Genomic DNA, 24,280 nt, shown 5'->3' with positions numbered 1-24,280 from the left:
GATCAGTTTAATGCTATCAGTTAGTAAGCTGTCTATCGATTATGGTAGCAATCGTGTGGTAAGTGAACTTAACTTATCACTTGGGGAAAGTGAGATCCTCATGCTAGTTGGTCCAACTGGCTGTGGTAAAAGTACAATTTTACAAGCGTTAGCTGGGCTAATTCCCATTAGCGAAGGTGAAATTAATTTAGGCTCATGGCGAGCAACGCCAAAGTTAAAAGTACCACCTGAAAAGCGAAAAGTAGGTATGGTGTTTCAAGACTTTGCGCTATTTCCGCACTTAACGGTACAGCAAAATATTTGTTTTAGATTGACTGATACCTCAAAAGCAGATCATTGGATTAAGCTACTGGGTCTTGAAGCTTTTCGAAATAAAAAGCCAGCTACATTATCAGGCGGTCAAAAACAGCGCGTAGCGCTTGCTCGTACGCTTGCCCATGATCCTGAGTTTGTATTACTAGATGAACCCTTATCTAACCTTGATGCAGCTTTAAAAGATACCCTTCGTTGGGATATCCGTAATGCATTAAAAGATGCTGGTGTACCTGCAATTTGGGTAACCCACGACCAAGAAGAAGCTTTATCTGTTGGTGACCGTGTCGGCGTACTTAAAGAAGGTATTATTCAACAAATTGACACCCCTGAGCGTTGTTTTAGTTTACCAAGCAATCGCTTTGTTGCGCGCTTTTTAGGTGAAGCAAGTTTTATCTCTGGCCATTGTGAAGGTGATATCGCCACAACTGATTTAGGTAATGCGCCAGCTATTAAAGTAGACCATAATGCAGCAAAGGTTGATGTATTACTTCGCCCCGATGATGTTCACCTTATTCAAAATGCGAGTACTAGCAATGGTAAAGTGACGTGGGTCCGTTACGAAGGTGGCAGCCGCTTATGCGCTGTTAAATTAGCGTGTGATACAGTAGTGACAAGCCGAGTGAGTCATGAGGTGGTGGTGCGCCCAGGTGATGCAGTTCATGTTTCTATCAATACAACACACCCACTTGCGGTTTACGCAGCTTAAATAAAAGTATCTGTGCAGGTCTCACTGGCCTGCATTTTTTAGAAAGCTTTCAGCCATCAGACGCGAGTAAAATCAGCTACCTAGCAACTTGCTTACTTTCCTCTTAAAGCTCGTAACTACTATTTTTACCAGCTAAAGCCCGTCCTACGGAAATTTTATCAGGTATTAGGCTCTAGGTTTTGGCATTAGGTTTCAGATACAAGGACGCGATGTAAAATCGCTGCTACTAGTAACTTTCTAACTTTACTCTCGAAGCTTTACTCTTGTTAACTTTCCCCTAGTAGCTTTACTCTCGTAACTTGTAATAGCTAACTTTCTCAAAACGTAAAAAGCCCGCCAGTAGGGGCGGGCTTTTGCTTTATAACAAGGTTAACTCGTTATTAGAATGTGTAACGTACACCTACACGCATTTCCCAAACTGATGCGCTGCTTTGAGTTGCAGTTTTACCATTGTTAGGGTTAAAGTCTGAGTATACGTAGCGACCTTGGTCGTCAAGGTCTACAGTCACCATGCTGTTACCAACAAAACTACCTTTCTTAAGTACGCCCCAGTCATCGTTTAACATGTTTGTTAAATTATCGATAACGAAGAATACTTCACCTTTGTGACCAGGCATGAAACCAGGTAATTCTTGAGTCATCTTGAAGTTAACTTTAGTGAACCAATCAGCATTTTGACGGTTACGACCAGAGATTTCACCGCGTTCAAGGCCTTGAGCAGAGATCCACTCGTTGAACTCAGTTACTTCTTCAGGAGTCATGTTGTAAACAACGTTAGGGTCATTCACTTCAGGGATATACATTAGCTGACGACTACCGTTTGAGTTGTTATCACCCCAAACATCATTGTCTCTATCATCAAATGTGTAGCTGTATGGAAGACCTTTGTACGTTTCACTGAATAGGTTGAAACGTGTGTTGTAACCATCGAACAGCTCAGTTGTGTAACCTAATGTCATAGTAAAACGATGTGGGATCTCGTAATCAGATGTGTGCGCACCTGGGTTAGTCGGATCGTATGTCGCTAAGTTACCGTAGTTTGAGCTCGCTACAGAGCTAGTCATAGGGTTAACATCAGTTGAATCAGTGTAAGCGTAAGCTAGTTGTACGCTAATGCCGTTATCAAAGCGTTTGCTCATTGCAGCAGAGATAACATGAGACTCACCGCTATCGCCACTTACGTTAGTCAGTAGTAAATCGCCACGACGACCTTCTTTAGACTCAAGAATTGGACGACCGTCAAACGTTGTTTCACCAGAATCTTGTAACGCGATGTCTTCTAGGAAAGCAGCATCTTTACGTTTAGTGAATAAGTAATCAAGTGAGAATACATACTCATCTTCAGTTGTGTATGTTGCACCTACAGAGTATTTCCATTCTGAAGGCATATCGAAGTCTGGGTCAACAGCGTTTACAGATGAATCACCTGAACCAATAACTGTGTTTGCAACTTGATCGTACAAGCTTTGTGGTACTTCGTAACCTGGCGTGCCGCCGTTTACGTTTGGCGTAGCGAATAGGTCAACACCACCTCTGATTGATGTACCAATGTTAGTGATACCATCATTCGAGTATGAGTTAGATAACCAAACGTTCGGGTTACCACCAGAGAATAGGCCAACACCTGCGCGAACTTCTAATGCATCCGTTGCATACCACTCAAAACCAACACGTGGTTGAATTAAGTCAATGCCGTCGAATGTTGCTTGGTTACTGAAACCGTAGCGGTTAGTAAAGTTTTCATTGTAGTTAGGTTTGTCGTCACTTGTATATTTGTCGTAACGAAGACCAAACGTTAATGTTGCATCTAAATCTGTGAAGCTGTACTCATCTTGCACATATAAAGTGTGTTGTGCATAAGAGAAGTTAGCCGCAGCATCTGTTGGATCGTTAGTACCAGCCGCATTGTTGTAATAAACACGATCTGCAAAACCAGCTTCAAAATCATCTACAGATTTAAAGCGCCACTCACCTTGAGTGTGCTGAACGAATTGGTTGAATACGTCTAACTCTTCAAACTCATAGCCAGCAGTAATCGTGTGTTGATCAAGGTAGTATGTACCCGCAATTTTTGCTGTCACTGTTTCGTAGCTAAGAGCATTTGATTGACGAGAGTCATCTGGACCAATGTAGATAGTACCGCCATCTTCTGTGCGAATTTGCATTTCACCAAAGCTACTTGCTGCATCTAAAGAGCGAACTGTCTGGTCTAATTCTGATTTACCTAGACGAACCTCAGTTGAAAATTCATCAGACCAATCTGAGTAAAGTGAACCAATGATTGATGTAAACTCAGCACTTTGCTTGAAGAAGTGATTATCTAAAGTAACAGTGTTGCTGTAAGCATCTGACTGAGACAGTGTAAAACCATCGTTATAGTTATAGATTAAGTTAGCACGGTGATCATCGTTGATGTTCCAGTCAAGTTTAACTAAGATTTTTTCATCTTCAACTGGTGCGCTTGATGGCATACCACCAGCATCATAGTTATAAACATCTTGGGCAATTTGTTGTACACGTGCAACATCTGCTGCTGAAACACTACCTGTGTCTAGACCGCCGTAGTTGTATTGCTTTACACCTTCAAGTTTTTCGTATGATGTAAATAAGAAAAGGCTATCTTTAATTAGTGGTAAACCAACGTTGAAGCCGTAACGTTTTTCAGTGTAATCACCGTTGTCGTAGTCTTCACCTTCGATTTTATCGCCTTTCATTGAATCATTTGTATAATCGAAGAACATACCACCGTGTACTTCGTTACCACCTGATTTAGTAACAGCGTTGATGTTACATGATGTGAAACCACCGTATTGAACATCAAAAGGTGCAAGCTCAACGGCAACCTGCTCGATCGAATCGAAAGAGAAAGGAGCGCGGATAGTTGGGTAACCGTTTGAGCTTAGACCGAAGTTATCGTTCATACGAACGCCGTCTAGCGTTAAGCTGTTAAAGCGTGGGTTACCACCACCACAGTTGATAGAACCACGGCTATCATCAATTGTTACACGTGGGTCGATACGAACGATATCTTTTAAATCACGGTTGATAGCTGGTTGGTTTTCTAAATCTTCAAGTGTGAACGTTGCAGCTGGACCTGTACCACCAGACATACGGCTGATAGGACGACCTGTAACTACGATTTGTTCTACATCAGATTGTCTCTCTAACGTAACATTAACTGGGTAGTCAGCACCCACTTGTAGGTTGATGTTGTTGAATGTTTGATCTGCGAAAACGTCAGAATCTACAACAACGCGGTAAGGACCACCTACACGTAGGCCTTTTGCTGTGAAGTAACCCGCATCGTTCGTTTCAGTTTCTTTAGTTGAACCTGAAGGTAAGTGAACGATTGTAATCTTAGTGCCTGCAGCAGGGTTGCCGCTAGGACCTTTGATTTGACCCTTGATAGCAGATGTTGTTTCATTTGCTAACGCTGCACCACTCACACCAACACATGCTGCAATAGCAAGTGATAGAGCTGTTTTGCGGAGTTGGATTTTCATTATGTTATTTCCCGTGTTAGAGGTTATGTTTCATTTATAGTTTGCTGTCAGTTGGCATCTTGAGCGCCTTTACTAACGGTTTTGCCGATTTATCAAATAAATTATTTAATAAACCAGCTAATCTTATGCCACCTTGTTGTAGGCGAGTTTTAACAATCGGTAAGTTTTTATAGATATAACTATAACTTACGTTTGTTTCATTTTCATTATACAGAGAGTTTGCAATATTATTTGATTCGATTAACCAATCGCTAGGTGAACTGGCAAGGTAGTCCGTTATTAACGCTTGATTTGTTGTATTTATAAATTGCGCAAACTCAGTATAGGACAAATTTTCATTCTCGATGAGTTTTGAGTCCCATAAACTATGCAAATTGGTATCTTGCCCGAAGAATGTTACAGAAATATTGTTGCCACCACGATCTTCAGCGCGACCTGCGTGAAAAGGTTGGTGGCTGTCACCAACTAGGTGAACCAAAAAGCGCAGTGCAAATTGCTTTTCAGCTAATGAAGCTTTTTGATTTTTTAATACAGAAATTGAATATTCCATGCCTTCTAGGATATCTGACACGGTTTCTTTATTGTGATGAGAGTGTGAGTCGTAATGAGGTTTGGCATTGCCTTCTTTGAAATTAATGTAATGCCAGCGCGAGGATTTCTTTTGCCAAAAACTCTCTGGGGCAGATCGCATTTCATCAGCCCAAGTCGCAATTTGAGGTAATGATTCACCATCAAGTAATGGAACTAATGCTTGTTTAGTCGTATCAGTAATATGCTTAGATGCAATTTCACCAACAATACGGTGACCATTCTGACCCCATGCATTAACTGGGGTACTTAACACTGCTGAAATAACAGGTGTCGATAACAGCAACATTTTTATTGTTTTTTGTAACATTGACTCAGTGTCCAAAAATGAATGTGCCATGAAGCACGATTTCTTGGTGAGTATTTTCCTGAATTTAAAAGCAAATAGAAAGGACTCAATAAGATTCATAATTTCTTGTTCATATATCTTATATTTCAATGGGTTAATTTATTCAAGTAAAGTTACCTATTGCAATGAGTAAGAATAATTGTTCAAATAGAGACAACGGAGCGTTGTTGGCTATTAAAATTGAATTTAAGAACAATACTAATAAAAAAATCGTCGATTGTTACATTTTTGTTTCTATCATTGATTTTGTTTTTTTATATTGGAATTTTGCAGGGTAAACCGGCTGTTTCTGATATCAATGCATTTATTGAAACGTCTTTCCAATGTGATACCAAATCAGATGTTAATCTAAATGAGTTAGTTGTGTACTCATCTGGCAAAGTGCTGGCTGAGGACGTCGCTAAAACCTTATGTTCTGACGACACTATCAGTAAACAATATGGTAAGGTAACATCTTATTGGGGCTATAAAACCTCAGACACTATTGAGTTTTTAGGTAAAGGGATTGCTGATCTGATCCTTGCTAAAGAAAACTTAATTAATGCCTTTATGGCCGAGTCAACCTATAACTACCAAGCTGTTGTAGGGTTTCCTGATTACACAGCGTATTTAATTTCTAGTAAAGAAAAGCCAAGAATTGAAAAAAGCTACTTTTTAGATAAACGCATAGGTTTGCTTGACTATCCAACCAGCCGTTCAGGCCACATTTTGCCCAAACAATTATTTAAAAACCTGGATATAAACTTAGAAAACCTAAATATTAATTATGCTAGTTCGCATACGGAATTAAGAGAATTGCTTGCCAGTGGTAAAGTCGATTTAATTTCTTCTTATTGGCAAGACAGCGATCAACAACGCTTTTCTAAAAATTACATCACACCAATACGCGATAATATAAGCGGAAGTCGTTGGTATTTAAAAATGCAAGACGAGAACACGGATCTTTTATGTGCAGTTCAAGCACGCCTTACACAGTTGGCTCACAATCAGAATTCTCATTATTTTAATCATGTAGAGTCATTTTGGAGCTGTGATTCACAGCAGACAGCTAAACTAGGGGATAGCAATGCTACCAACTAGAATTAAACTTGCATATAGCGCAGTGTTTCTTACCTGTTGCATGGTATTTTTTGCTACTTTTATTGCTGCAAAAGCCTACCAGACAACAAGTAATGATGAATTGACCCTAGCTAAAGTTGAAAACCGTATTGCTCTTGACTTGAACCATTTAAATTTACCTGATGATTTTTTAAAGCATTCAGGTAGTAAAGATATGGTACTTAATTATATAGCACGACTTAATGCACAGCTGGCAGACTCAGGAGTGATGGTCTATTCGATCGAGGGTATATCGGATTACCCTGCGCGTGCTGACTTAATTACCAAGCAATTACATGCCCCACAAAAAACCTTATTGGTTAGCTTTGTTGTGACATCCTCTTTATTTTCTAAAAACGATATCGCAGTATTAATTCTTGTATGTTTAATTTCAGCGGCTTTAACTTACTTATTATTTATTAGTGAGCGTACTAAGATTCAAATAGCAAAACATGAACCGGAAATTGAGCTTCAAGCTGAAGAAAAGCCAAGATTAATAGTCGATCTGCAAAATAAAACCTTGGCAGCAAGTTGTGCTATTGATAAAACCGTTGCACTTGCTAATAAACCACTGTGCTTCTATCTAGCTTTGGTTGAGTTTTGTATAGAGCACCCGGATGTAGTGCTCAATCAGAATAAAGATGTTCCAGAAGAATTACTGACGCTTGCTAACAAGTATTTTTACCGGTTAGTCGAACTGGGGCATACTATTAGAAAGAGACCAAACTTTACTAACAGTTTAGAAAAAACCTTAAGTGAAATTCGAGCAGCCCTTGATGAAGTTTGGCAAGATCAGCTTGAGATAAAAGAAACCTATTATCCGCCAAAAGCCCATGGTGAAGGTTCGCGTTCTCGGTTACATCATTATGGATTGAAAACAATTGAGATCGCGGACATCGAGGTCATAGGTAAGTAATTTAATCTTATTGTAAACTAAAAAGGGAAGTCACTGACTTCCCTTTTAACATAGAGATATTATTTACAAGATGTTTATTGTTACTTAGGCGCGTAATCAGCCGCTTTAACAGGACTATTTTGTTCAAAGAAACGTTTTAGTGCCTGTGCATCCGTATCATCAGTGCTAACATAGCCTTCTTTATTTGTAAGAGTAGGGTAGCCATCACCGCCCGAGGCGTTATAGCTGTTAATACTCATACGATATGTTTTTGCCATATCAAGCGGTTTGCCGGCAATTTTAACATTAGATAATGTGTCGTCATCGCGCTTAAAGCTTAATTTATAGTATTGTAAGTAGGCACCAGAATCAGGTGGGAAAGAAGTGACAACCGACAAGTAATCGAATAACTCTTGGCCTGTCATATCAATATAAGTGATACGGTTTTTAAAAGGATGTACTTTTAAAATATCTTTATAACTGACATCGCCTGCCTGAATACTATCACGAATACCGCCGCCGCTGATCAAGCCAAAGTCAGCTCCGACAGATTGCATTTGTGCTGCAATAATTACGCGAGCTAAGTTTACTTGCTCGTAGCGTACTTTGTTACGATCACCTTCTAGCTTTGCATCAACAGAACCTATCTTACCTGCAATTTGAGCTGCGCCTTTTTTCTGATAAACCGCGAGTACATCTTGTAATCCTTTGTTAGGTTCGATGTAATCAGCAGCAAGTTTTTTATTACCATTTTCATCATCGATATAAAGATTTACTGGGATCAGTTCGTAATTAAGCAGTGTTAATTCATCATTTTCTAATTTAAACTCGGCTTTACCAACATATTTACCCCATTCATGAGCTTGCATAATCCAAGTACCATTTTGTTGATCTGGCTTACAAGCTTTCCCAGGCATGAAGCTCTCGTCTGCCACATTGGCCTCTTTCATACAAACAGGCTCTTGTGAATGGCCGCCTACAATAATATCAAGCATGCCTTCGGGTAAGTTACGGGCCATTGTTACATCACCCGGCGCATTAATACCAAAGTTTGCATCAACATAGTGACCCATGTGTGTCACTGCAATCGTAATATCAGGGTTATATTTAGCTTTGATTTTAGGAACTAGATTGGCTGTTACTGTCACAGGTCCTTTAAAGTCAAGGCTACCAATATATTGCGGGTTACCGATTTTAGCTGTATCTGTTGTTGTTAAGCCGATGACTGCTATTTTAAGACCGTTTTTCTCAAAGATTTCGTAAGCTTGGTAGCGTGGCTCACCTGTTTTCTTATCAATAATGTTGGCTGATAAAAATGGAAAGTTTGACCACTGTTGCTGTTGTTCAAGTACAGTTAATGGATTATCAAACTCATGATTACCAATTGCCATGGCATCATAACCTATTAAAGACATACCCTTAAAATCTGGCTCTGCGTGTTGTAAGTCAGACTCTGGAATGCCTGTGTTGATATCGCCTCCAGAAAGAAGTAATACGGCATGTCCTTGTGCTTTAGCATTGGCTCTTAGTCGATCGATCAACGTTTTTCGAGCTGCCATGCCGTACTCGCCTTGTTCATTGTGCCAAAAGCGACCATGGTTATCATTCGTATGAAGCAGAGTTAAATATTGTACTGAATTTGTATTGTTAGAGGATGAGCTACACGCGGTTAAGGTAACCAGTAGCGATATTAGTAAAAAAAAGCGCATAATTGTTTGCCTGATTAAAGCAGTAGGTTAATTATGCGCATAGTTTAAACGACTTAAGTTTAAATTAAATGTCTTTTATAAACTTTTATTGTCATTTTCTATATTCAGTTGCCCTGTTGCGGCAAGTTGACGGCGTTGTAGTTCTTGTTCTGCATAGTGTGATTTCTGATGATTATTGCCTACCATCCAGTTTAAAAAACTAGCTGGTAACTTACTGTATGGCTCACCTTGGTGTAGGCCAAAATCGCATATCGCGTTCTCTTCATTCGCCATGGTTATTTCCTGTGTGTTCATTGTTGTCGTGCAAATACTAACAAACTCTGTCTATTTGATAAGACGATTTTGATTTAATGTTCAAACTTTTTATAACCAAAATGAATACACCGTGTGAATAAATGTAACTGAGTTGTAATTGCTTTGGCGTGTTTTGTGTAACTATTTTGTTTGCTATTTAAGCGCATATTATTTTTGTTTAAGCTTCAAGCAGTTTTATAATAAAAATTATCAGGAAAGATAAACAATGAAAAAACACTTACTTGCAACAGCACTATTAACAAGCTGTTTCTCTGCCAATGCTACAATTGTAGAAATGCAGACTGATCTTGGCAGTATTACTGTTCACCTTTATGACCAACATACGCCTGTTACCGTTGAAAACTTTTTAAATTATGTGGCTGACGGTAGCTATGATGGTACGGTAATCCACCGTTCAGTTGATAATTTTGTTTTACAAGGTGGTGGCTTTAAATTTGAAACTGATTTTACAGAAATTGAAACCAAAGACTCTATTATTAACGAGCCTGAACTATCGAATGTTAAAGGTACTATTGCAATGGCCAAAATTGGTGGCAATGCTAATAGTGCGACAAGTCAGTGGTTTTTTAACTTAAAAGATAACAGTGCTAATCTAGACCTGCAAAACGGCGGCTTTACAGTGTTTGGTGAAGTTACTGTAACAAGCATGGATGTTTTAGAACAAATTACATCTTTAGTCCACTGCGGCGAAATTCCTGTCGTAAATTTAAATGAAGATCAGTGCCCAACTACAACATCAGGTTTTAATGGTGAGAACTTATTTTATATAAATAGTGTCACTGTGGTTGATGATGATCCTAATTCTTCTGCTTCTTTATCACCAAAAGAAAATACATTAATTGATCAAGATAATTCATCTGATAACGGCGGAAGTAGTTCCGGTGGTAGTCTTGCGTGGATGTTATCTTTATTGGCCCTAGCAGGTTTTACTCGTCGTAAATAATTCCAACCAACAAAGTATACCCAAACCACCTCAAGATGCGAGTTTCAGTTGGAATTAAAAGCGATTTAGGCAAGGCATTAATTGCAAGTAATAGTGGTTCTATTGTTAAAATCAATAACGCAGTATAAATCGCTTTTAAACCAACCCTTTGGGCGCTTCACAGGCACTTACTCTCATCGTTGTTACTTCTTTAAAGGGGATGCCATTCTTGCAAAGTAACGCCTTGATATTAAGCTCCTGTGAAACGCTGAATTCTGCATCTTGAGGTGGCTTGGGTATATATAAGGCGCTAAAAAGCGCCTTATTTTTTGATATTCCTGATTATTAGAAGATTCTTACTAAAATTAGAACCCACATTATTAACATAATAAAGCTACTGACAACGAAACTATAATAGCGAGATTTTAAGGTATTTGATGTTAAGTGTATTACGCTATGAATAATTCTTAATGCAACATAGAGCCAAGCAAGTGCAACAAAAACAGTACCCACAGCATTTACTTGCAGGGCTGTTAAACACGCAATAAAAAACAGCACTGGCATTTCGAATTGATTAATAAAGTTACGATCTGCTACGCGAACGTTATCCCCAGCCTTTTCAAGTTCCATTGTTAAGAAGTCTTTCATTTCAATAGTTTTTAGTTTTGCTGCACGAAAACGACGTTTACCCATAATGTACATCACAGTAAAAGTCAGAAAGACCTGAGTGAACATTGCTACAATTAGCCACTTTTCCATAGCTCATCCTTTGTTATAGTTATTGCTATTAATCTTAACCGTAAGTACTGCATTTTCACAATGTGTTACAAAGTTTTGCTGTAACTTAGCTGAAAAGCATTGAATTGCGGCGCTCGAAAACACATGATAAATAAAAATTTATTCAATTTCTAATGGATACAAAATAATGAAAAAAATAATAGGACTTAGTGCAATCGCATTTGCAGTGCTAGCAGGTTGTTCTTCTACTTCTACCACAACGCCTCCTGCTGCTAATACTAACCTTATTCCTGATTCGTTGGTAATCAGTCCAAACGACACCCGCGAATATAAAACATTAAAACTCGATAACGAAATTGATGTAATTCTAATTTCAGATCCAAGTGCTGAGAAGTCAGCTGCTGCACTTAGTGTTGGTGTTGGTTTATTGCATGACCCTATGTCGCAACAAGGTATGGCTCATTATCTAGAGCACATGTTGTTCCTTGGTACAGATCGTTACCCAGACACTAAAGGTTACAGTGATTTTATGACTAAAAATGGTGGCGCACATAATGCTTACACCTGGTTAGATATCACAAACTACATGTTCAAAGTTAATAACGATGCCTACGACGAAGCACTTGACCGCTTTGCAGATTTCTTTAAATCACCAAAGCTTTACCCTGAATACACAGACAAAGAAAAAAATGCGGTAAACGCTGAGTGGTCAATGCGTCGTGAAATGGACTTTTTTGGTCAGTTTAAACTGGCACGTCAAATGATGGGCTCACATCCTGCAAACCGTTTCTTGATTGGTAACCTAGAAACCTTAGGGGATAAAGAAGGCAGCAATTTACATAAAGAAACCGTCGCTTTCTATAACAAATATTATTCATCGAACATTATGAAAGTAGCGATGATCTCAAATCGTCCACTGGCTGAAATGGAAGCAAAAGCTAAACAGTATTTTGCTGATATTGAAAATAAAAACATCGAAAAACCTACTGTGACTGATAAGTTAGACTTTTCTGTTGCTGGCGGAAAGCGTGTTTACTACTCACCAAATGAAGATGTAAAACAGCTACAGTTAGAGTTCACAATTGCAGATAACAGTTCACAATTTGCGGTAAAACCAAATCGTTTTGTTTCTTACCTTTTAAGTAACGAAATGCAAGGTAGTCCTGCACAAATTTTGCGTGATAAAGGCTGGGTATCACGTTTATCAGCTTCAGATGCACCAACACAATATGGTAACTACGGCAGCTTAACGGTTAATATTGAATTGACTGATGCTGGCATGCAAAACCGCGAAGAAATTGTCGCTATGGTTATGCAATACATTGCGCTTATCAAAGAGCAGGGGGTTGATAGCAAATACTTTAATGAAATTCGTACCTCTCTAAATAACGAATTTCAATTCCTCGAAAAAGGTGATGAGTTTGGTTATGTGAGTAACCTTACTGATAGCATGCAAAAGTTCCCTGTGAACAACGCAATAAACGCACCTTACTATTATGCTCAGTTTGATGCAGGTGCGGTGCAAAATGTACTTTCGCAATTAAATGAAGATACTTTACGTATTTGGTATATTTCAAAGCAAGAAGAAACAGATTCACAGCTACATTTCTATGATGGTAAATACCGTATAGAAGACATCAGTGAAGCAGAAGTTGCAAGTTGGAACAAACCAAGCGAATACGCTTTAGCATTACCAACAGTAAACCGCTTATTACCAGAAAGCTTTGCAATTAAGACTGCTGAATTTAAACAACAAGCGCACCCTGAACTGGTATTTGATAAGCAAGGTGTTAAAGTTTGGCGTCAAGCTAGTCAGCAGTTTGCTGAGCAACCAAAAGGCCTTGTAGAAGTTTACATCAATACGCCAGATGCCCTTGTGAATGTAAAATCGCAAGTTCTTTACTCAATTTGGGCTGATCTTTATAACTTACAACAAAGTAAATTAAGTACAGAAGCAGCAGTTGCCGGTATGAGTTTAGGGTTACAACCAAGTAACGGCCTTGTGCTATCGCTTAGTGGCTTTACAGATAAGCAAGATGTGCTTCTAGCTCAGGCTCTTGAAAATCTAACGTTAGATGTGTCTAAAGAAGGCTTTGCACAAGCTATCGATCGTTTTAAGCGTGATTTACTAAATCAGCAAAAGCAGTTCCCTTTCTATCAAGCATTTGGTGAGTACTCGAAGCTTACTCGTAGCGGTAAATTTGATACTGAAACCTTGATTGCAGCGGCAGATGCGCTAACTCTTGCAGATTTTGCTGCTATCAAGCAATCAACTCTTGCTGCAAATGATTTACGCGTATTCACGTTTGGTAATTATAACCAAAATGACGTTGAATCTATTGCTAGTAAGCTAACAGCTATTCTGCCTAAAGGTCATAAAGCAACGGAGTTTGCCAGAAGCAAAGCATGGTTACCTCAACCTGGTGAGCGCATTGTGCTGCAAAAAGATATCGATGTAGCTGATGTGGCTATCATTGATATGGTTGTTCACCCAACTCCTGGCTATAAACAAAAAGCGCAAGCGCAAATCTTACAAAGTCACTTTAGAACCGTTGCGTTCGATAAGTTACGAACAGAAGAACAACTTGCTTATGCAGTTGGTGCTTTAGCTCGTCCTATTGAAGATTATTCTGCTTTAGGCCTTTATATCCAAACACCAGTGAAAGGCCCGAAAGAAATGCAAGCGCGTTTTGATGAGTTTAAGAAGCAATATGCTGTAGAGCTTGATAACATGACAGAAGAAACATTTGCACAACTTAAAAATGCAACTCTTGTGTCTTTAAAAGAGCAACCTAAGAACCTAAGTGATGAAATGTCACCGCTGATTTCTGATTGGTACCGTGAGAACTTTAAGTTTGATTCTAAGGAAAAGCTTATCGCCGAAGTTGAAAACGTAACCTTGGCAGATCTTAAAGACTACTACAAGAAAACCATGCTAAACGATCAAGCTCCGCGTTTGAACATTCAAATGCGTGGTAGTAAGTTTGCTGATAAACCATTCGCAGATCTTAAAAACCAAACTAAAGTCGACAGTTTAGAGACTTACTACAAAGGAATTAAATTCCAAAAGTAACTTAATAGTTGATAAACAAAAGCCCAAGCAATTGCTTGGGCTTTTCTATTATGCAATAAGTAAAAATCCAATAAACGCAGCTGTTGCTGCTAGTAAGGTGTAAGGAAGTTGCGTAATAGCGTGGCTGACTAAATCACAACCAGAGCCTTGTGCTGCAAGAACTGTGGAATCAGAATAGAAGCACGCTTGACTACCAAACGACGATGCTGACAATAAAGCGCCAATTACTAAAGGAATATTGGCATCAATAGCGTAAGCAAGTGGCATCACAATAGGGATCGTTACTGCGAAAATGCCCCAGCTAGAACCCGTTGCGAAGGCAAGTACTGCCATTGCTAAAAATACCACTGCAGGCAAGTATTGTGCGGTCATGTAAGGGCTTAAGGTATTGATCACATATTGCGGAAGCATTAATTGATCACACACATCTTTAAATATAAAAGCTGCAACTACAGTCCCTATAGCGGGGATCATACTTTTAAAGCCATCCAACATACGCTCAATAAGTTCTGACAATGTCATCAACTTTTGTAATATATAAAATGGTAGTACCACAGCAAAGGTCGCGAGTAATCCTTTGTATACATCAATGTCGAAGTAAACGGTAAACGCGACAAGTAATATAATTGGAACTAGAAAATTATATAGCTTGCCGTTCGATGCTGCTGTTTCAAAGTTTTCTTCTGCTGCTTTTACAGCATATTCATCAGCTGTTTGAATATCTGTGTATTGGTTATTTGAAATTTCGATTTGATTGTTGATGGCACAGAGTTGTGCTTTCTTCATCGGACCAAAAGCCGGTATTACATTTAAGCTGACCAGTAATACAACAATTACTGCAAACCAAGCATATAACATATAAGGAATAGCTTGGATGTAAACGGCAATACCTTGGCCTTCAGGTGCGACATTGTTATCGACTAATAGGCCACCAAAAAATACCGCCCATGTTGATAGTGGCACAAGCACACAGATAGGTGCCGCTGTTGAGTCAACAACATAAGCGAGCATTTCGCGACTTATTTTAAACTTGTCGGTGATACGCTTCATGGTTTCACCCACTGTTAATGCATTTAGGTAATCATCGATAAAAATAATCACGCCTAACACAAATGTCATAAGCAAAGATGAACGCTGACCTTTGGCAAACTTTAACGCAAATTCGGCGAATGCACTGGCTCCACCAGTTCTTACCAGTAAAGCAATTAAAGCGCCAAAGCCACCACAAACAAGAATAAGCCAGGCAATGGTTTCGTCTTGCATTACTTTTAATGATATATCAGCAAAATTAGATAGCACAGCATCAGGCCCTAGCATGGCTAAACCAAATAAAGCACCAATAAGTAAAGATAAAATAGGGCGGCGTAAAAATACGGCCAAAACAACCACAACTACTGGTGGCAGTAAACTTAACGCAGAAGGTTCTTGCATTATATTTTTCACACAGTTAAGCAATGCGAGATTGCTTACAGAAATCAAAAGTCTATAGACTCAAGTAACTGCTTTACGCGAACACACTTTATGGACTCGTTAGGGGAAGTGCCTGCGTTGGCTGGCGCCAGACAGTATAGAGGGTATACTGCTTTTGTTTTGCCCAAAACATCGCATGGAAAATAATCCTGAATATAATTTTAGTCAATAAGAATTTTTATTGTGGGGATAATTACTTTACACTCATCAATTATGTCACATAGTTATTATAATTGAGCAAAGAGTTTATGGCTTTTTCAGATACTTACAGGCTCAGTAGTCATGCAGTTATCACCAATAGTCAAGGTCAGGTGTTGTTACTAAAAGCTAACTATGGTCAAAAAAGTTGGGGGCTACCTGGCGGAGCTTTAGATAAAGGCGAAACCATTCATCAAGCGCTACTGCGCGAATGCCAAGAAGAACTTAATTGCGACGTTGAAATAGGTTATTTAAGTGGTGTCTATTATCACACTGTGTTCAACTCTCATGTGTTTATTTTTCGTGCTTATATGGATGATGATGCTGAGATAATGTTAAGCAATGAGCATACTGAGTATCGTTATTTCCCTATTGATGAGCTTTCAACAGTTCAAAAAGAGCGAGTGCTTGATTGCCTTAATTTTACTCATGAAGTCGTCAGTAAGGTGTTTTAACAAGTGTTAGATATATATTTAAGGGCAGGGCATCCAGATGATGCCACCTTTATTGTTGAGCTATTAAATCAAGCAACATTTTTAGAGCATATCGGCAATAAAAATATAAATACTCCAGCACAAGCTGAACATTATATTCAACAAAACTTTGTTAACAGCCACCAGCAATTTGGGTTTGGTAGTTACATAGTATGTTTATCTGATGGTACACCTGTTGGCATGGTGGGTCTCTTTCAGCGAGATGCGTTAGCTATTCCTGATTTAGGATTTGCACTGCTAGCCAAGTATGAAGGCAAGGGTATAACAACATCAGCTGCAAAGTTATTGCTGGCTAAAAAGCATGTATTAGAGTTTGGTATACTTACAGCAATCACCTCGCAAACAAATATTGGTTCGCAGAAAGTTTTACAAAAACTTGGTTTTGAGTATATCGGTGATGTCATCATTAACGAAGACAATCAGCCACTAAAACTTTTATTAAAGAGCAAGCTTTGAAATGTCGCTTGCTACTTGTTTGTTGACTTTAAGCCAAGAAGATTCAAGTGTGGCAACAAGTCCTTCGTAGTCACTCTCTTTTAAAGGCGTAAGCTCATTAAAATAGTTTACAGCTTTTAATTTTCGGCCCGTGTCTGGCGTTGTATAGTACAAGCGCCAAAGCCCAGCGATGTTGGCATTACCTTGCTCATCACCGTTAAAGTGGTGTAGTTCAAACTCTAATTCATAAAAGCTTTGCTGATCTAAATCAGTAATTACAGGTAAACCTTTTATTACCATCCAATTATTAAGTTCAGTGTAAAGTTGTTGATGGGCACTTGCAGTTAACATTAAATCAGGTGATTCACTCCATAGGTGATAGTTAGCAGCGTTCACTCTGTTGTTATCTAATACCATAGCAATACCACGATTATTTAGCGCACCGCGTAATTGTACCGTGTTAATTCTGAGTTGAGCTTGAGTATTCTCAGCTAAGCGTTGCATTGCAACTATTGGTTGCGAAAATTGATAATACTCAATAGTTGAAAACGAAGTTTGGCTGCAGGCCGATAGTAATAGCACTGATGCAATTGAAGCACAGAGTTTATAGTTCATTATTGTTTCCTCGGCGTTGGATCTGCTGGTAGCTCTTTATCAAAAATCAACATATTAGGTTGCTGGTTTAAGCCACGAGTGAGCGGTTGGAGCTCTTCACTTAAACGTTTAAATTCAGACAATGTTGTTTGCAACTGCTGGTGGAACGTTGAACCTTGCTCGTAGCTTGCCATGGTTTTTTCAAATTGTTTCATGGTTTTATCGAATTGTTGCATGCTTTTTGTCATTTCTGCAAAGTTGCGATTAATATCACCCGGTAAGTCTTGAGTATCTTGTTTATTTAGTAGCTCTCTCATGTCTTGAGCAAGTGCTTGATACTCGGCAAATGTGGTCTGCATTTGCGCTAAGCTATCTTCAATTTTAAGGTTATTAACTTTGTTCAATACATCAGATACTTGGTCGGCTAATACTGTAATGCCGCTCGACACACTAGGGAATACTGTGTACTCAGCTATGGTCTTTAATTCGGCGGGTTCTGCGTTATCATATATGTCTAAGTCGACATATACAGCTCCGGTCAATAAATTACCTGGTTTCAGCGAGGCACGAAGGCCGCTCTTGATCCAGCCATCTAAACTTGAATGCCAAAACTCACGCGCTGCAGTGCTGTCGTGGTATAGGCGACCATATTCAATTTTTACAAGGGCAGGTACTGCGGTGTTATCGGTTCTAAAGTGCGCAGGTTTGCCATCTATGATTACACTTGCAGGTGCTTCAACCACACTACCGATGCGCATACCTCGGTATTCAACGGGGGCGCCTGGGCGTAAGCCACGAATTGATTGTTCAAAGTCTATTAAGTAATAGTCAAAATCATAAAAGCGTTCCTCTAAAGCAGCTTTATAACTATTACTTAATGAAAAACTATGGCCATTACTGGCAACTTCACCGGGTGCTTGTTGTTCAGGAATACCAACTGAAATTCCCCCTTTTAGTAGTTTGCTTAATGAGCCAGTATTTACATTAATACCATCAGCCGACAGGTCTATTTCAATGCCTGAGTTAACCCAAAATATGGAATTTAAGGTGATCAAATTTTGATAAGGCTCCTTGATGAAAATACCATATTTCATCGCTTGGTTTTTCCAATCAAAGGTTGCTGTTTCTATTTGACCAATTTTATAATCTTTGAAGTAAATGCCAGTGCTGACATCAAGCACCTCTGCGTTATAGCTAAGCAGTGTAAAGCGTCCACCTTTAACATCTTTACCAATTAATGCTGGTTCATCCTGAAGTTCAAAACTCTCGGCAAGTCTTTTACTCTCTCCGGGTGCAAATTCTAAATACACCCCTGACAGTAAGGTACTCATTCCGCTTATACCGGTATCATCAATACGTGGTTTTACAACCCAAATTTTTGCATCATCTGTGAGTAGGTTGTCATAATGTTTATCAATTTGTGCACGTGCTATTACACTATTTTGTTTATCAGACAAACGTACATGGTCAATTTGGCCAATCTTCACGCTACGCACTTTTATTTCTGTCTTACCAGCCACAATCCCTTCTGCATGTGGCATTTTTATAAAGATGGTGGTGCCTTTATTCGCTTGATACTGGTACAACATCCATGCGCCAATTAATAAGGCAATAACTGGTATGATCCAGATTGCTGATATATTTGGCGCTGTTTTTATTTTAGCAGTTTCGCTCATGCCAAGGTCTCTTGTTTCGCAGTACTTAAATTATCTGGGTTATCCCACAATAAACGTGGATCAAATGCATGGGCTGCCAACATTTGGCAAATAACCATGGTAGTAAAAAAGATTGTGCCAATGCCAGGGGTGACCGACATTAGGTTTCCTAGTTGTACTAAGGCTACTAGAATCGCCACAACAAATACATCGATCATTGACCATTTGCCAATAAATTCAGTCAATTGATATATGCGTGTATAACTTTTTGTTTGCCTGTTTGCCGGCCTCATAACCATAAAACACAAAAAACTTAAAATAAGCGCTTTTGCTAGAGGGACAACTACACTCGCTAAAAAGATAATCATCGCGATGGGGTAAGATCCACTATTCCATAAAATCATAACCCCACCAATAATAGTCGATGGCATCTCATCGCCAAGACTCGTTGTATACATAATTGGGTAGACATTGGCTGGTATATAACAGGCGACTGAGGTAATTAACCAAGCTGCAGCTTTTTGCACACTAAATGGGTTACGGCTGTATGTTTTAGAGTGGCAGCGTGAACAGGTTTTTGTTGCACATAGCTGTCCACATACATGACAAGCTCTTAAACCTTGATCAATTGCACGCATATTCGGTTGTGTTTGTTCTATATAGTCAGGCTCTTTTAGTTGGTGCCACAAAGAGTGTTTATTTAATTTTGCTGTAACCGCTACATAGCAAATTACAAAAGCACTGTAAGCCCAAAAGCTCACACCAAACTCGATATCGGCCATCGACATAATTTTGACCATGCTCACCATTACGCCTATTAAAAAAATTTCCGACATGATCCAAGGTTCTAACGCAAAGGTAATTTTTAATATTCTTTTTCCCCATTGGTATGGTAGCGCTTTTAGTAAACCTAAATGCAGAGGAATTATTAGTACCAATAAAAGTAGGGGCAGACCGATAATACTTGTGTCAATGAACAAACCTAAAAAGTCGTTGTCGTAATTAAAGAGTATTCGTGCGGCATCGGGTAAGGTGATTGTTTGGGTAATACCGCTACTTGTAAAAGATAGAAATGGATAAAACATACTACTAAAGAGCATAACGATAGCACTTAAACTCAGTGCGACAACCATGCTATCTTGATTAGCTTGCGACGCCGAAAGCTTTGTATTGCAATGTGGGCATAATGCCACTTGTTTTGCACTTAAGTGTGGGATCTCTATAACAAGATCGCAGCTAGGACAGGCTGTTTGCAAACTTATGGTCTCTTAAACAAGAACTTAGTTTAGTTTGCATCAAATAGTGTATAAATTCAAATGCACCTTTGTTCAATATAAGCTAATATTTGTACAAAGTGATTACGCTTTTTAATACAGTTAATTTTTAAGGTGAGCAGTGAAGCAATTATTTATCCTTTTAATGTTGTTTGTTAGTGTTAAAGGCGAGTGTTTATCAGAGCCAAATACGCAAAAGCCAATTATTGTTGCTGCAAGCTCCTCTTTACCTCCTTATGTTATTGAAGACACGAACAGCGGAATCCAACTCGAAATACTAAAAGCGGCTTTGAAATCTCAAGGTATTTCTAATATCGATATCCATTACATGTCGAATAAGCGTGCTGAGCAACAGCTAATGCATGGTAAGGTTGATATTGTACTTAACTTTCCTGATGCACTTACGACACGAGTCTATAAAAGTGACGAACTGCTGCGCTACCAAAATGTAGCGGTCAGCCTTGCTAATAAAGAGTTAAAAATTAACAGTATTTATGATTTAGCGGGAAAGAGTGTTTTGGCGTTTCAAAACGCAACCAATTTTATTGAAGCACCATTTAAATCGGTTACCAATATTTTACGCTCATACGAAGAAGTCGTTAATCAAGAAGCACAAGTTGATCACCTTATGAAAGGCTGGGTTGATGTTATTATTTTAGAGCGTCGAGTGTTTTTGTATTATTTTGAAAAATACAAACAAAGCGGTGAAGTAAAACCGTTTGTTGTGCATGCAATATTTAAAGAAGCACCAAGACCTGCGTATTTTCATAGTAAAACGTTAAAGAATGTCTTTAATTTAGGTCTTGATGAGATCATTGAGTCAGGCGAATATCAAGCTATTATTCGCCTTGATGGAACTGAATATGCCCAGCTTTTAAATTCTAAGTTACGCGAATAACGCAACGGTCTGGCGACTGAGAGCGATAAGTTTGCCATCTTCACTCCAAATACAGCCATCTTCTAGACCGTAGCCATCTTTACTATGATGTGTAATTGCTTCATAGCCAAGCCACCCGTTATGGGCAATGGCAGGTTCTTCTACAAATTCAATGTACCATGACATGCTACTCGCCGGTGCTGGTTGCTTATACATTTGCAACAGGGTGGGTGGCCATGCATCTGCTAACGCGATTATATGTGCCTCTTGCATCTGTTCTGGTATGTGCTTAAATTTCATCCAACCGCCTAAGTGAGACGTATCTGAGTTAGTAAATGGCATATTGCCTTGTTGTAAGCAAAGGGAAATATGTTGGAAGAAAGCTGGCATCTGCCCTTCTAAATATGGAAGAACAAATTGCTCATTAACAGGAGTTAGTTGCATTGTTTTTGTAACATCAACCTTAACTCCTGATTGTCGTTGTGCGCCAAAACAGGCTTGAGTTATTACACAGACTTCACCACCCTGAATCACTTTTGCTAGTACTTGAGCGCTATTCTTTCCTTCACGTAATACGTCGACATCAATAGTAAAGTCAGTTTCGGCAAGAAGCGGTCCAACAAAATTAGTGCTTAATGAAAGTAGCCTACGAGAACTATCAATATGTTGACGAATTGCTTGGTAGAGTAGTGCTGCAGATAAGCCACCAAAGGCAGTTCTACCTTGGCACCAATTTTCTGGAAACTGCATCACTTTTGTGTTGTCTTTACCAAGCTCTGTTGCCATTGCGAGCAATTGTTCAAAATGCATAATTTTCCTTGTTATTTATCATACTTATTTTCTTATAGCATAGCTAAGCTCATCAGACCAGTTTGTTTGATTTTAAGAATGTATCTGAAAACTTATTTTTTTGAGGAAAAAATGTCCATTTAGAAAATATTTCAAAAAAAAGTATATTTTTTTCATTTTTACAGTTGAATTCAGTTTCCTGCACCCCTATTTACTAGTCATCGAACGTTTTAACGAATTTTGAAGTTGGAGAAGATTCATGGGTAGAATTATTGGAATCGATTTAGGTACTACTAACTCTTGTGTAGCAGTACTAGACGGTGATAAAGCACGTGTTATTGAAAACGCGGAAGGCGATCGCACAACACCATCGATCATTGCTTATACGCAAGACGGTGAAACATTAGTTGGTCAACCTGCAAAACGCCAAGCAGTAACGAACCCAACTAACACATTATTTGCAATCAAGCGTCTAATTGGTCGTCGTTTTGAAGACGAAGAAGTACAACGCGATATCGGTATCATGCCTTTTAAAATTGTAAAAGCTGATAACGGTGATGCATGGGTTGAAGCACGTGGCGAAAAACGTGCTGCACCACAAATTTCAGCAGAAGTGCTGAAAAAAATGAAGAAAACAGCAGAAGACTTCCTAGGTGAAGCGGTTACTGAGGCAGTAATCACAGTTCCTGCATACTTCAATGACTCACAACGTCAAGCTACTAAAGATGCTGGTCGTATCGCAGGTCTTGAAGTTAAACGTATCATCAATGAGCCAACAGCCGCTGCACTTGCATACGGTATGGACAAAAACAAAGGTGAAAACGTTGTTGCAGTATATGACTTAGGTGGTGGTACTTTCGATATCTCTATCATCGAAATCGACGAAGTTGAAGGTGAGCACACGTTTGAAGTTCTTGCAACTAATGGTGACACTCACTTAGGTGGTGAAGACTTTGATAACCGTGTTATCAACTACTTAGTTGAAGAGTTTAAGAAAGATCAAGGCATCGATCTTAAAAATGACCCACTTGCAATGCAACGTGTTAAAGAAGCTGCTGAAAAAGCGAAGATTGAACTTTCTTCTGCACAGCAAACAGAAGTTAACTTACCGTACGTGACTGCTGACGCAACTGGTCCTAAGCACATGAATGTTAAAGTTACTCGTGCAAAACTTGAGTCACTTGTTGAAGACTTAGTAACTAAGTCAATCGAGCCACTTAAGCGTGCACTAGCTGATGCTGATTTATCAGTAAGCGACGTAAATGACATCATCCTTGTTGGTGGTCAAACACGTATGCCTTTAGTACAAAAAACAGTTGCTGAGTTCTTTGGTAAAGAACCTCGTAAAGATGTTAACCCAGATGAAGCAGTTGCAGTAGGTGCAGCGATTCAAGGTGGTGTTCTAGCTGGTGACGTTAAAGACGTACTACTACTTGACGTATCTCCGTTATCACTAGGTATCGAGACTATGGGTCAAGTAATGACAGCATTAATTGAGAAAAACACGACGATTCCTACTAAGAAATCACAAGTTTTCTCAACAGCTGAAGACAATCAATCAGCGGTAACGATTCACGTACTACAAGGTGAGCGTAAGCGTGCAAGCGACAATAAATCTCTAGGTCAATTTAACCTAGAAGGTATTCGCCCAGCACAACGTGGTACACCTCAAATCGAAGTAACATTCGACGTAGATGCGGACGGTATCTTACATGTATCGGCTAAAGACAAAGATACAGGTAAAGAGCAGAAGATCACAATCCAAGCTTCTTCAGGTTTAAGCGATGAAGAAGTAGAAAAAATGGTTCGTGACGCTGAAGCGCACGCTGAAGAAGATAAGAAATTCGAAGAGCTAGTAGCGACTCGTAACCAAGCAGATGCAATGGTTCATGGCACACGCAAGCAAATCGAAGAAGCGGGTGATGCATTACCAGCAGAAGATAAAGAAGCAATTGAAGCTGCGCTTACTGAGCTAGAAGCTTCGATTAAGAGTGATAACAAAGAAGAGATTGAAGCGAAAACTCAAGCTCTAGCTGAAAAATCACAAAAGCTAATGGAAATTGCACAAGCTAAAGCACAGCAGCAACAAGGCGGTGCGGATGCTGGTGCACAGCAATCTTCTGCAAAACAAGACGACGATGTTGTTGATGCAGAGTTCGAAGAAGTGAAAGACGACAAGTAATTGCTTGTTTCGCTTCTGCCTAACGCAATAATGGCTGCTTTGTTTAGCCAATTAAGTTAGGATGAAATGATTGAGGCGCGCCAGCGATTTCGCTTGACGCG

Annotated in this window: 19 protein-coding genes; 9 read left to right on the top strand and 10 right to left on the bottom strand. The window is 39.2% G+C overall.

The window, feature by feature from the left end; translation table 11 throughout:
• Nucleotides 1–10 precede the first annotated feature (10 nt).
• Nucleotides 11–1,021, top strand: a complete 1,011-nt coding sequence (locus tag EVU92_RS17355) for an ABC transporter ATP-binding protein (protein WP_130052422.1) — start codon at nucleotides 11–13, stop codon at nucleotides 1,019–1,021.
• A gap of 380 nt (nucleotides 1,022–1,401) precedes the next feature.
• Here EVU92_RS17355 and EVU92_RS17350 read toward each other — a convergent pair whose 3' ends face one another.
• Complete coding sequence (locus EVU92_RS17350) at nucleotides 1,402–4,524, bottom strand: TonB-dependent receptor (RefSeq protein WP_130052421.1); 3,123 nt, start codon at nucleotides 4,522–4,524, stop codon at nucleotides 1,402–1,404.
• A 34-nt stretch (nucleotides 4,525–4,558) separates the two neighbouring features.
• Nucleotides 4,559–5,422: a S1/P1 nuclease gene (locus EVU92_RS17345; protein WP_130052420.1), complete on the bottom strand. Its 864-nt coding sequence runs from the start codon at nucleotides 5,420–5,422 to the stop codon at nucleotides 4,559–4,561.
• A 219-nt stretch (nucleotides 5,423–5,641) separates the two neighbouring features.
• Here EVU92_RS17345 and EVU92_RS17340 point away from each other — a divergent pair, with 219 nt between their 5' ends.
• Entirely contained in the window at nucleotides 5,642–6,541 is a 900-nt protein-coding gene (locus EVU92_RS17340) for a hypothetical protein (RefSeq protein ID WP_130052419.1), read from the top strand.
• A 40-nt stretch (nucleotides 6,542–6,581) separates the two neighbouring features.
• A complete protein-coding gene (locus tag EVU92_RS17335; RefSeq protein ID WP_130052418.1) occupies nucleotides 6,582–7,475 on the top strand; it encodes a hypothetical protein in 894 nt (297 codons plus the stop codon).
• A gap of 80 nt (nucleotides 7,476–7,555) precedes the next feature.
• On the opposite strand, the gene ushA is transcribed toward EVU92_RS17335, so the two are convergent.
• On the bottom strand, nucleotides 7,556–9,163 hold the full coding sequence (gene ushA, locus EVU92_RS17330) for a bifunctional UDP-sugar hydrolase/5'-nucleotidase UshA (protein ID WP_130052417.1): 1,608 nt from the start codon (nucleotides 9,161–9,163) through the stop codon (nucleotides 7,556–7,558).
• Nucleotides 9,164–9,238: 75 nt separating this feature from the next.
• Complete coding sequence (locus EVU92_RS17325; RefSeq protein WP_130052416.1) at nucleotides 9,239–9,436, bottom strand: hypothetical protein; 198 nt, start codon at nucleotides 9,434–9,436, stop codon at nucleotides 9,239–9,241.
• A 247-nt stretch (nucleotides 9,437–9,683) separates the two neighbouring features.
• Here EVU92_RS17325 and EVU92_RS17320 point away from each other — a divergent pair, with 247 nt between their 5' ends.
• Entirely contained in the window at nucleotides 9,684–10,421 is a 738-nt protein-coding gene (locus tag EVU92_RS17320) for a peptidylprolyl isomerase (RefSeq protein ID WP_130052415.1), read from the top strand.
• A 324-nt stretch (nucleotides 10,422–10,745) separates the two neighbouring features.
• On the opposite strand, the gene EVU92_RS17315 is transcribed toward EVU92_RS17320, so the two are convergent.
• Nucleotides 10,746–11,159, bottom strand: coding sequence for an MAPEG family protein (locus tag EVU92_RS17315; protein WP_130052414.1), 414 nt, complete (start codon nucleotides 11,157–11,159; stop codon nucleotides 10,746–10,748).
• A gap of 166 nt (nucleotides 11,160–11,325) precedes the next feature.
• Between EVU92_RS17315 and EVU92_RS17310 the strand changes: the two genes are divergently transcribed.
• The gene (locus EVU92_RS17310) at nucleotides 11,326–14,211 is read left to right on the top strand and encodes an insulinase family protein (RefSeq protein ID WP_130052413.1); all 2,886 of its coding nucleotides are present in this window, start codon (nucleotides 11,326–11,328) and stop codon (nucleotides 14,209–14,211) included.
• A 48-nt stretch (nucleotides 14,212–14,259) separates the two neighbouring features.
• Here the strand turns inward: EVU92_RS17310 and EVU92_RS17305 are convergent, their stop codons facing one another.
• Nucleotides 14,260–15,642: a Na+/H+ antiporter NhaC family protein gene (locus EVU92_RS17305; RefSeq protein ID WP_130052412.1), complete on the bottom strand. Its 1,383-nt coding sequence runs from the start codon at nucleotides 15,640–15,642 to the stop codon at nucleotides 14,260–14,262.
• Nucleotides 15,643–15,929: 287 nt separating this feature from the next.
• Between EVU92_RS17305 and EVU92_RS17300 the strand changes: the two genes are divergently transcribed.
• Together EVU92_RS17300 and EVU92_RS17295 are read left to right on the top strand one after the other, a co-directional pair.
• Nucleotides 15,930–16,334, top strand: a complete 405-nt coding sequence (locus EVU92_RS17300; RefSeq protein WP_130052411.1) for an NUDIX domain-containing protein — start codon at nucleotides 15,930–15,932, stop codon at nucleotides 16,332–16,334.
• Between the two features lie 3 nt (nucleotides 16,335–16,337).
• Nucleotides 16,338–16,829, top strand: coding sequence for a GNAT family N-acetyltransferase (locus EVU92_RS17295; RefSeq protein ID WP_130052410.1), 492 nt, complete (start codon nucleotides 16,338–16,340; stop codon nucleotides 16,827–16,829).
• On the opposite strand, the gene EVU92_RS17290 is transcribed toward EVU92_RS17295, so the two are convergent.
• Genes EVU92_RS17290 through EVU92_RS17280 form a run of 3 tightly spaced genes read right to left on the bottom strand, consistent with a single transcriptional unit; the run spans nucleotide 16,812 to nucleotide 20,313 of the window.
• Entirely contained in the window at nucleotides 16,812–17,423 is a 612-nt protein-coding gene (locus EVU92_RS17290; protein WP_130052409.1) for a PqiC family protein, read from the bottom strand. The two genes, EVU92_RS17295 and EVU92_RS17290, sit on opposite strands and share 18 nt — an antisense overlap.
• Nucleotides 17,423–19,078: an intermembrane transport protein PqiB gene (gene pqiB, locus EVU92_RS17285; protein ID WP_130052408.1), complete on the bottom strand. Its 1,656-nt coding sequence runs from the start codon at nucleotides 19,076–19,078 to the stop codon at nucleotides 17,423–17,425. Before pqiB ends, EVU92_RS17290 begins: the two co-directional genes overlap by 1 nt.
• Complete coding sequence (locus EVU92_RS17280; RefSeq protein WP_130052407.1) at nucleotides 19,075–20,313, bottom strand: PqiA/YebS family transporter subunit; 1,239 nt, start codon at nucleotides 20,311–20,313, stop codon at nucleotides 19,075–19,077. Before EVU92_RS17280 ends, pqiB begins: the two co-directional genes overlap by 4 nt.
• 139 nt (nucleotides 20,314–20,452) lie before the next feature.
• On the opposite strand from EVU92_RS17280, the gene EVU92_RS17275 reads away from it, so the two are divergent.
• Nucleotides 20,453–21,229, top strand: coding sequence for a transporter substrate-binding domain-containing protein (locus EVU92_RS17275; RefSeq protein WP_239977856.1), 777 nt, complete (start codon nucleotides 20,453–20,455; stop codon nucleotides 21,227–21,229).
• Here EVU92_RS17275 and EVU92_RS17270 read toward each other — a convergent pair.
• Nucleotides 21,218–22,018: a thioesterase family protein gene (locus EVU92_RS17270; RefSeq protein WP_130052406.1), complete on the bottom strand. Its 801-nt coding sequence runs from the start codon at nucleotides 22,016–22,018 to the stop codon at nucleotides 21,218–21,220. The two genes, EVU92_RS17275 and EVU92_RS17270, sit on opposite strands and share 12 nt — an antisense overlap.
• 238 nt (nucleotides 22,019–22,256) lie before the next feature.
• Between EVU92_RS17270 and dnaK the strand changes: the two genes are divergently transcribed.
• On the top strand, nucleotides 22,257–24,179 hold the full coding sequence (gene dnaK / locus EVU92_RS17265; RefSeq protein ID WP_130052405.1) for a molecular chaperone DnaK: 1,923 nt from the start codon (nucleotides 22,257–22,259) through the stop codon (nucleotides 24,177–24,179).
• Nucleotides 24,180–24,280: the final 101 nt, after the last annotated feature.

Origin of the sequence: Pseudoalteromonas sp. MEBiC 03485, from assembly GCF_004195145.1 — a bacterium.
GTDB classification, from domain to species: Bacteria; Pseudomonadota; Gammaproteobacteria; order Enterobacterales; family Alteromonadaceae; genus Pseudoalteromonas; species Pseudoalteromonas apostichopi.
Note: the sequence above shows the minus strand (reverse complement) of the source record. Positions and strands in the feature narration are given on the sequence as shown.

What these genes read in the sequence shown, in the direction of transcription:
- EVU92_RS17355 (WP_130052422.1), top strand. Translation starts at nt 11, where the DNA reads ATGCTATCAGTTAGTAAGCTGTCTATCGATTATGGTAGCAATCGTGTG.
- EVU92_RS17350 (WP_130052421.1), bottom strand. Translation starts at nt 4,524, where the DNA reads ATGAAAATCCAACTCCGCAAAACAGCTCTATCACTTGCTATTGCAGCA.
- EVU92_RS17345 (WP_130052420.1), bottom strand. Translation starts at nt 5,422, where the DNA reads ATGTTACAAAAAACAATAAAAATGTTGCTGTTATCGACACCTGTTATT.
- EVU92_RS17335 (WP_130052418.1), top strand. Translation starts at nt 6,582, where the DNA reads ATGGTATTTTTTGCTACTTTTATTGCTGCAAAAGCCTACCAGACAACA.
- ushA (WP_130052417.1), bottom strand. Translation starts at nt 9,163, where the DNA reads ATGCGCTTTTTTTTACTAATATCGCTACTGGTTACCTTAACCGCGTGT.
- EVU92_RS17325 (WP_130052416.1), bottom strand. Translation starts at nt 9,436, where the DNA reads ATGGCGAATGAAGAGAACGCGATATGCGATTTTGGCCTACACCAAGGT.
- EVU92_RS17320 (WP_130052415.1), top strand. Translation starts at nt 9,684, where the DNA reads ATGAAAAAACACTTACTTGCAACAGCACTATTAACAAGCTGTTTCTCT.
- EVU92_RS17315 (WP_130052414.1), bottom strand. Translation starts at nt 11,159, where the DNA reads ATGGAAAAGTGGCTAATTGTAGCAATGTTCACTCAGGTCTTTCTGACT.
- EVU92_RS17310 (WP_130052413.1), top strand. Translation starts at nt 11,326, where the DNA reads ATGAAAAAAATAATAGGACTTAGTGCAATCGCATTTGCAGTGCTAGCA.
- EVU92_RS17305 (WP_130052412.1), bottom strand. Translation starts at nt 15,642, where the DNA reads ATGCAAGAACCTTCTGCGTTAAGTTTACTGCCACCAGTAGTTGTGGTT.
- EVU92_RS17300 (WP_130052411.1), top strand. Translation starts at nt 15,930, where the DNA reads ATGGCTTTTTCAGATACTTACAGGCTCAGTAGTCATGCAGTTATCACC.
- EVU92_RS17290 (WP_130052409.1), bottom strand. Translation starts at nt 17,423, where the DNA reads ATGAACTATAAACTCTGTGCTTCAATTGCATCAGTGCTATTACTATCG.
- pqiB (WP_130052408.1), bottom strand. Translation starts at nt 19,078, where the DNA reads ATGAGCGAAACTGCTAAAATAAAAACAGCGCCAAATATATCAGCAATC.
- EVU92_RS17270 (WP_130052406.1), bottom strand. Translation starts at nt 22,018, where the DNA reads ATGCATTTTGAACAATTGCTCGCAATGGCAACAGAGCTTGGTAAAGAC.
- dnaK (WP_130052405.1), top strand. Translation starts at nt 22,257, where the DNA reads ATGGGTAGAATTATTGGAATCGATTTAGGTACTACTAACTCTTGTGTA.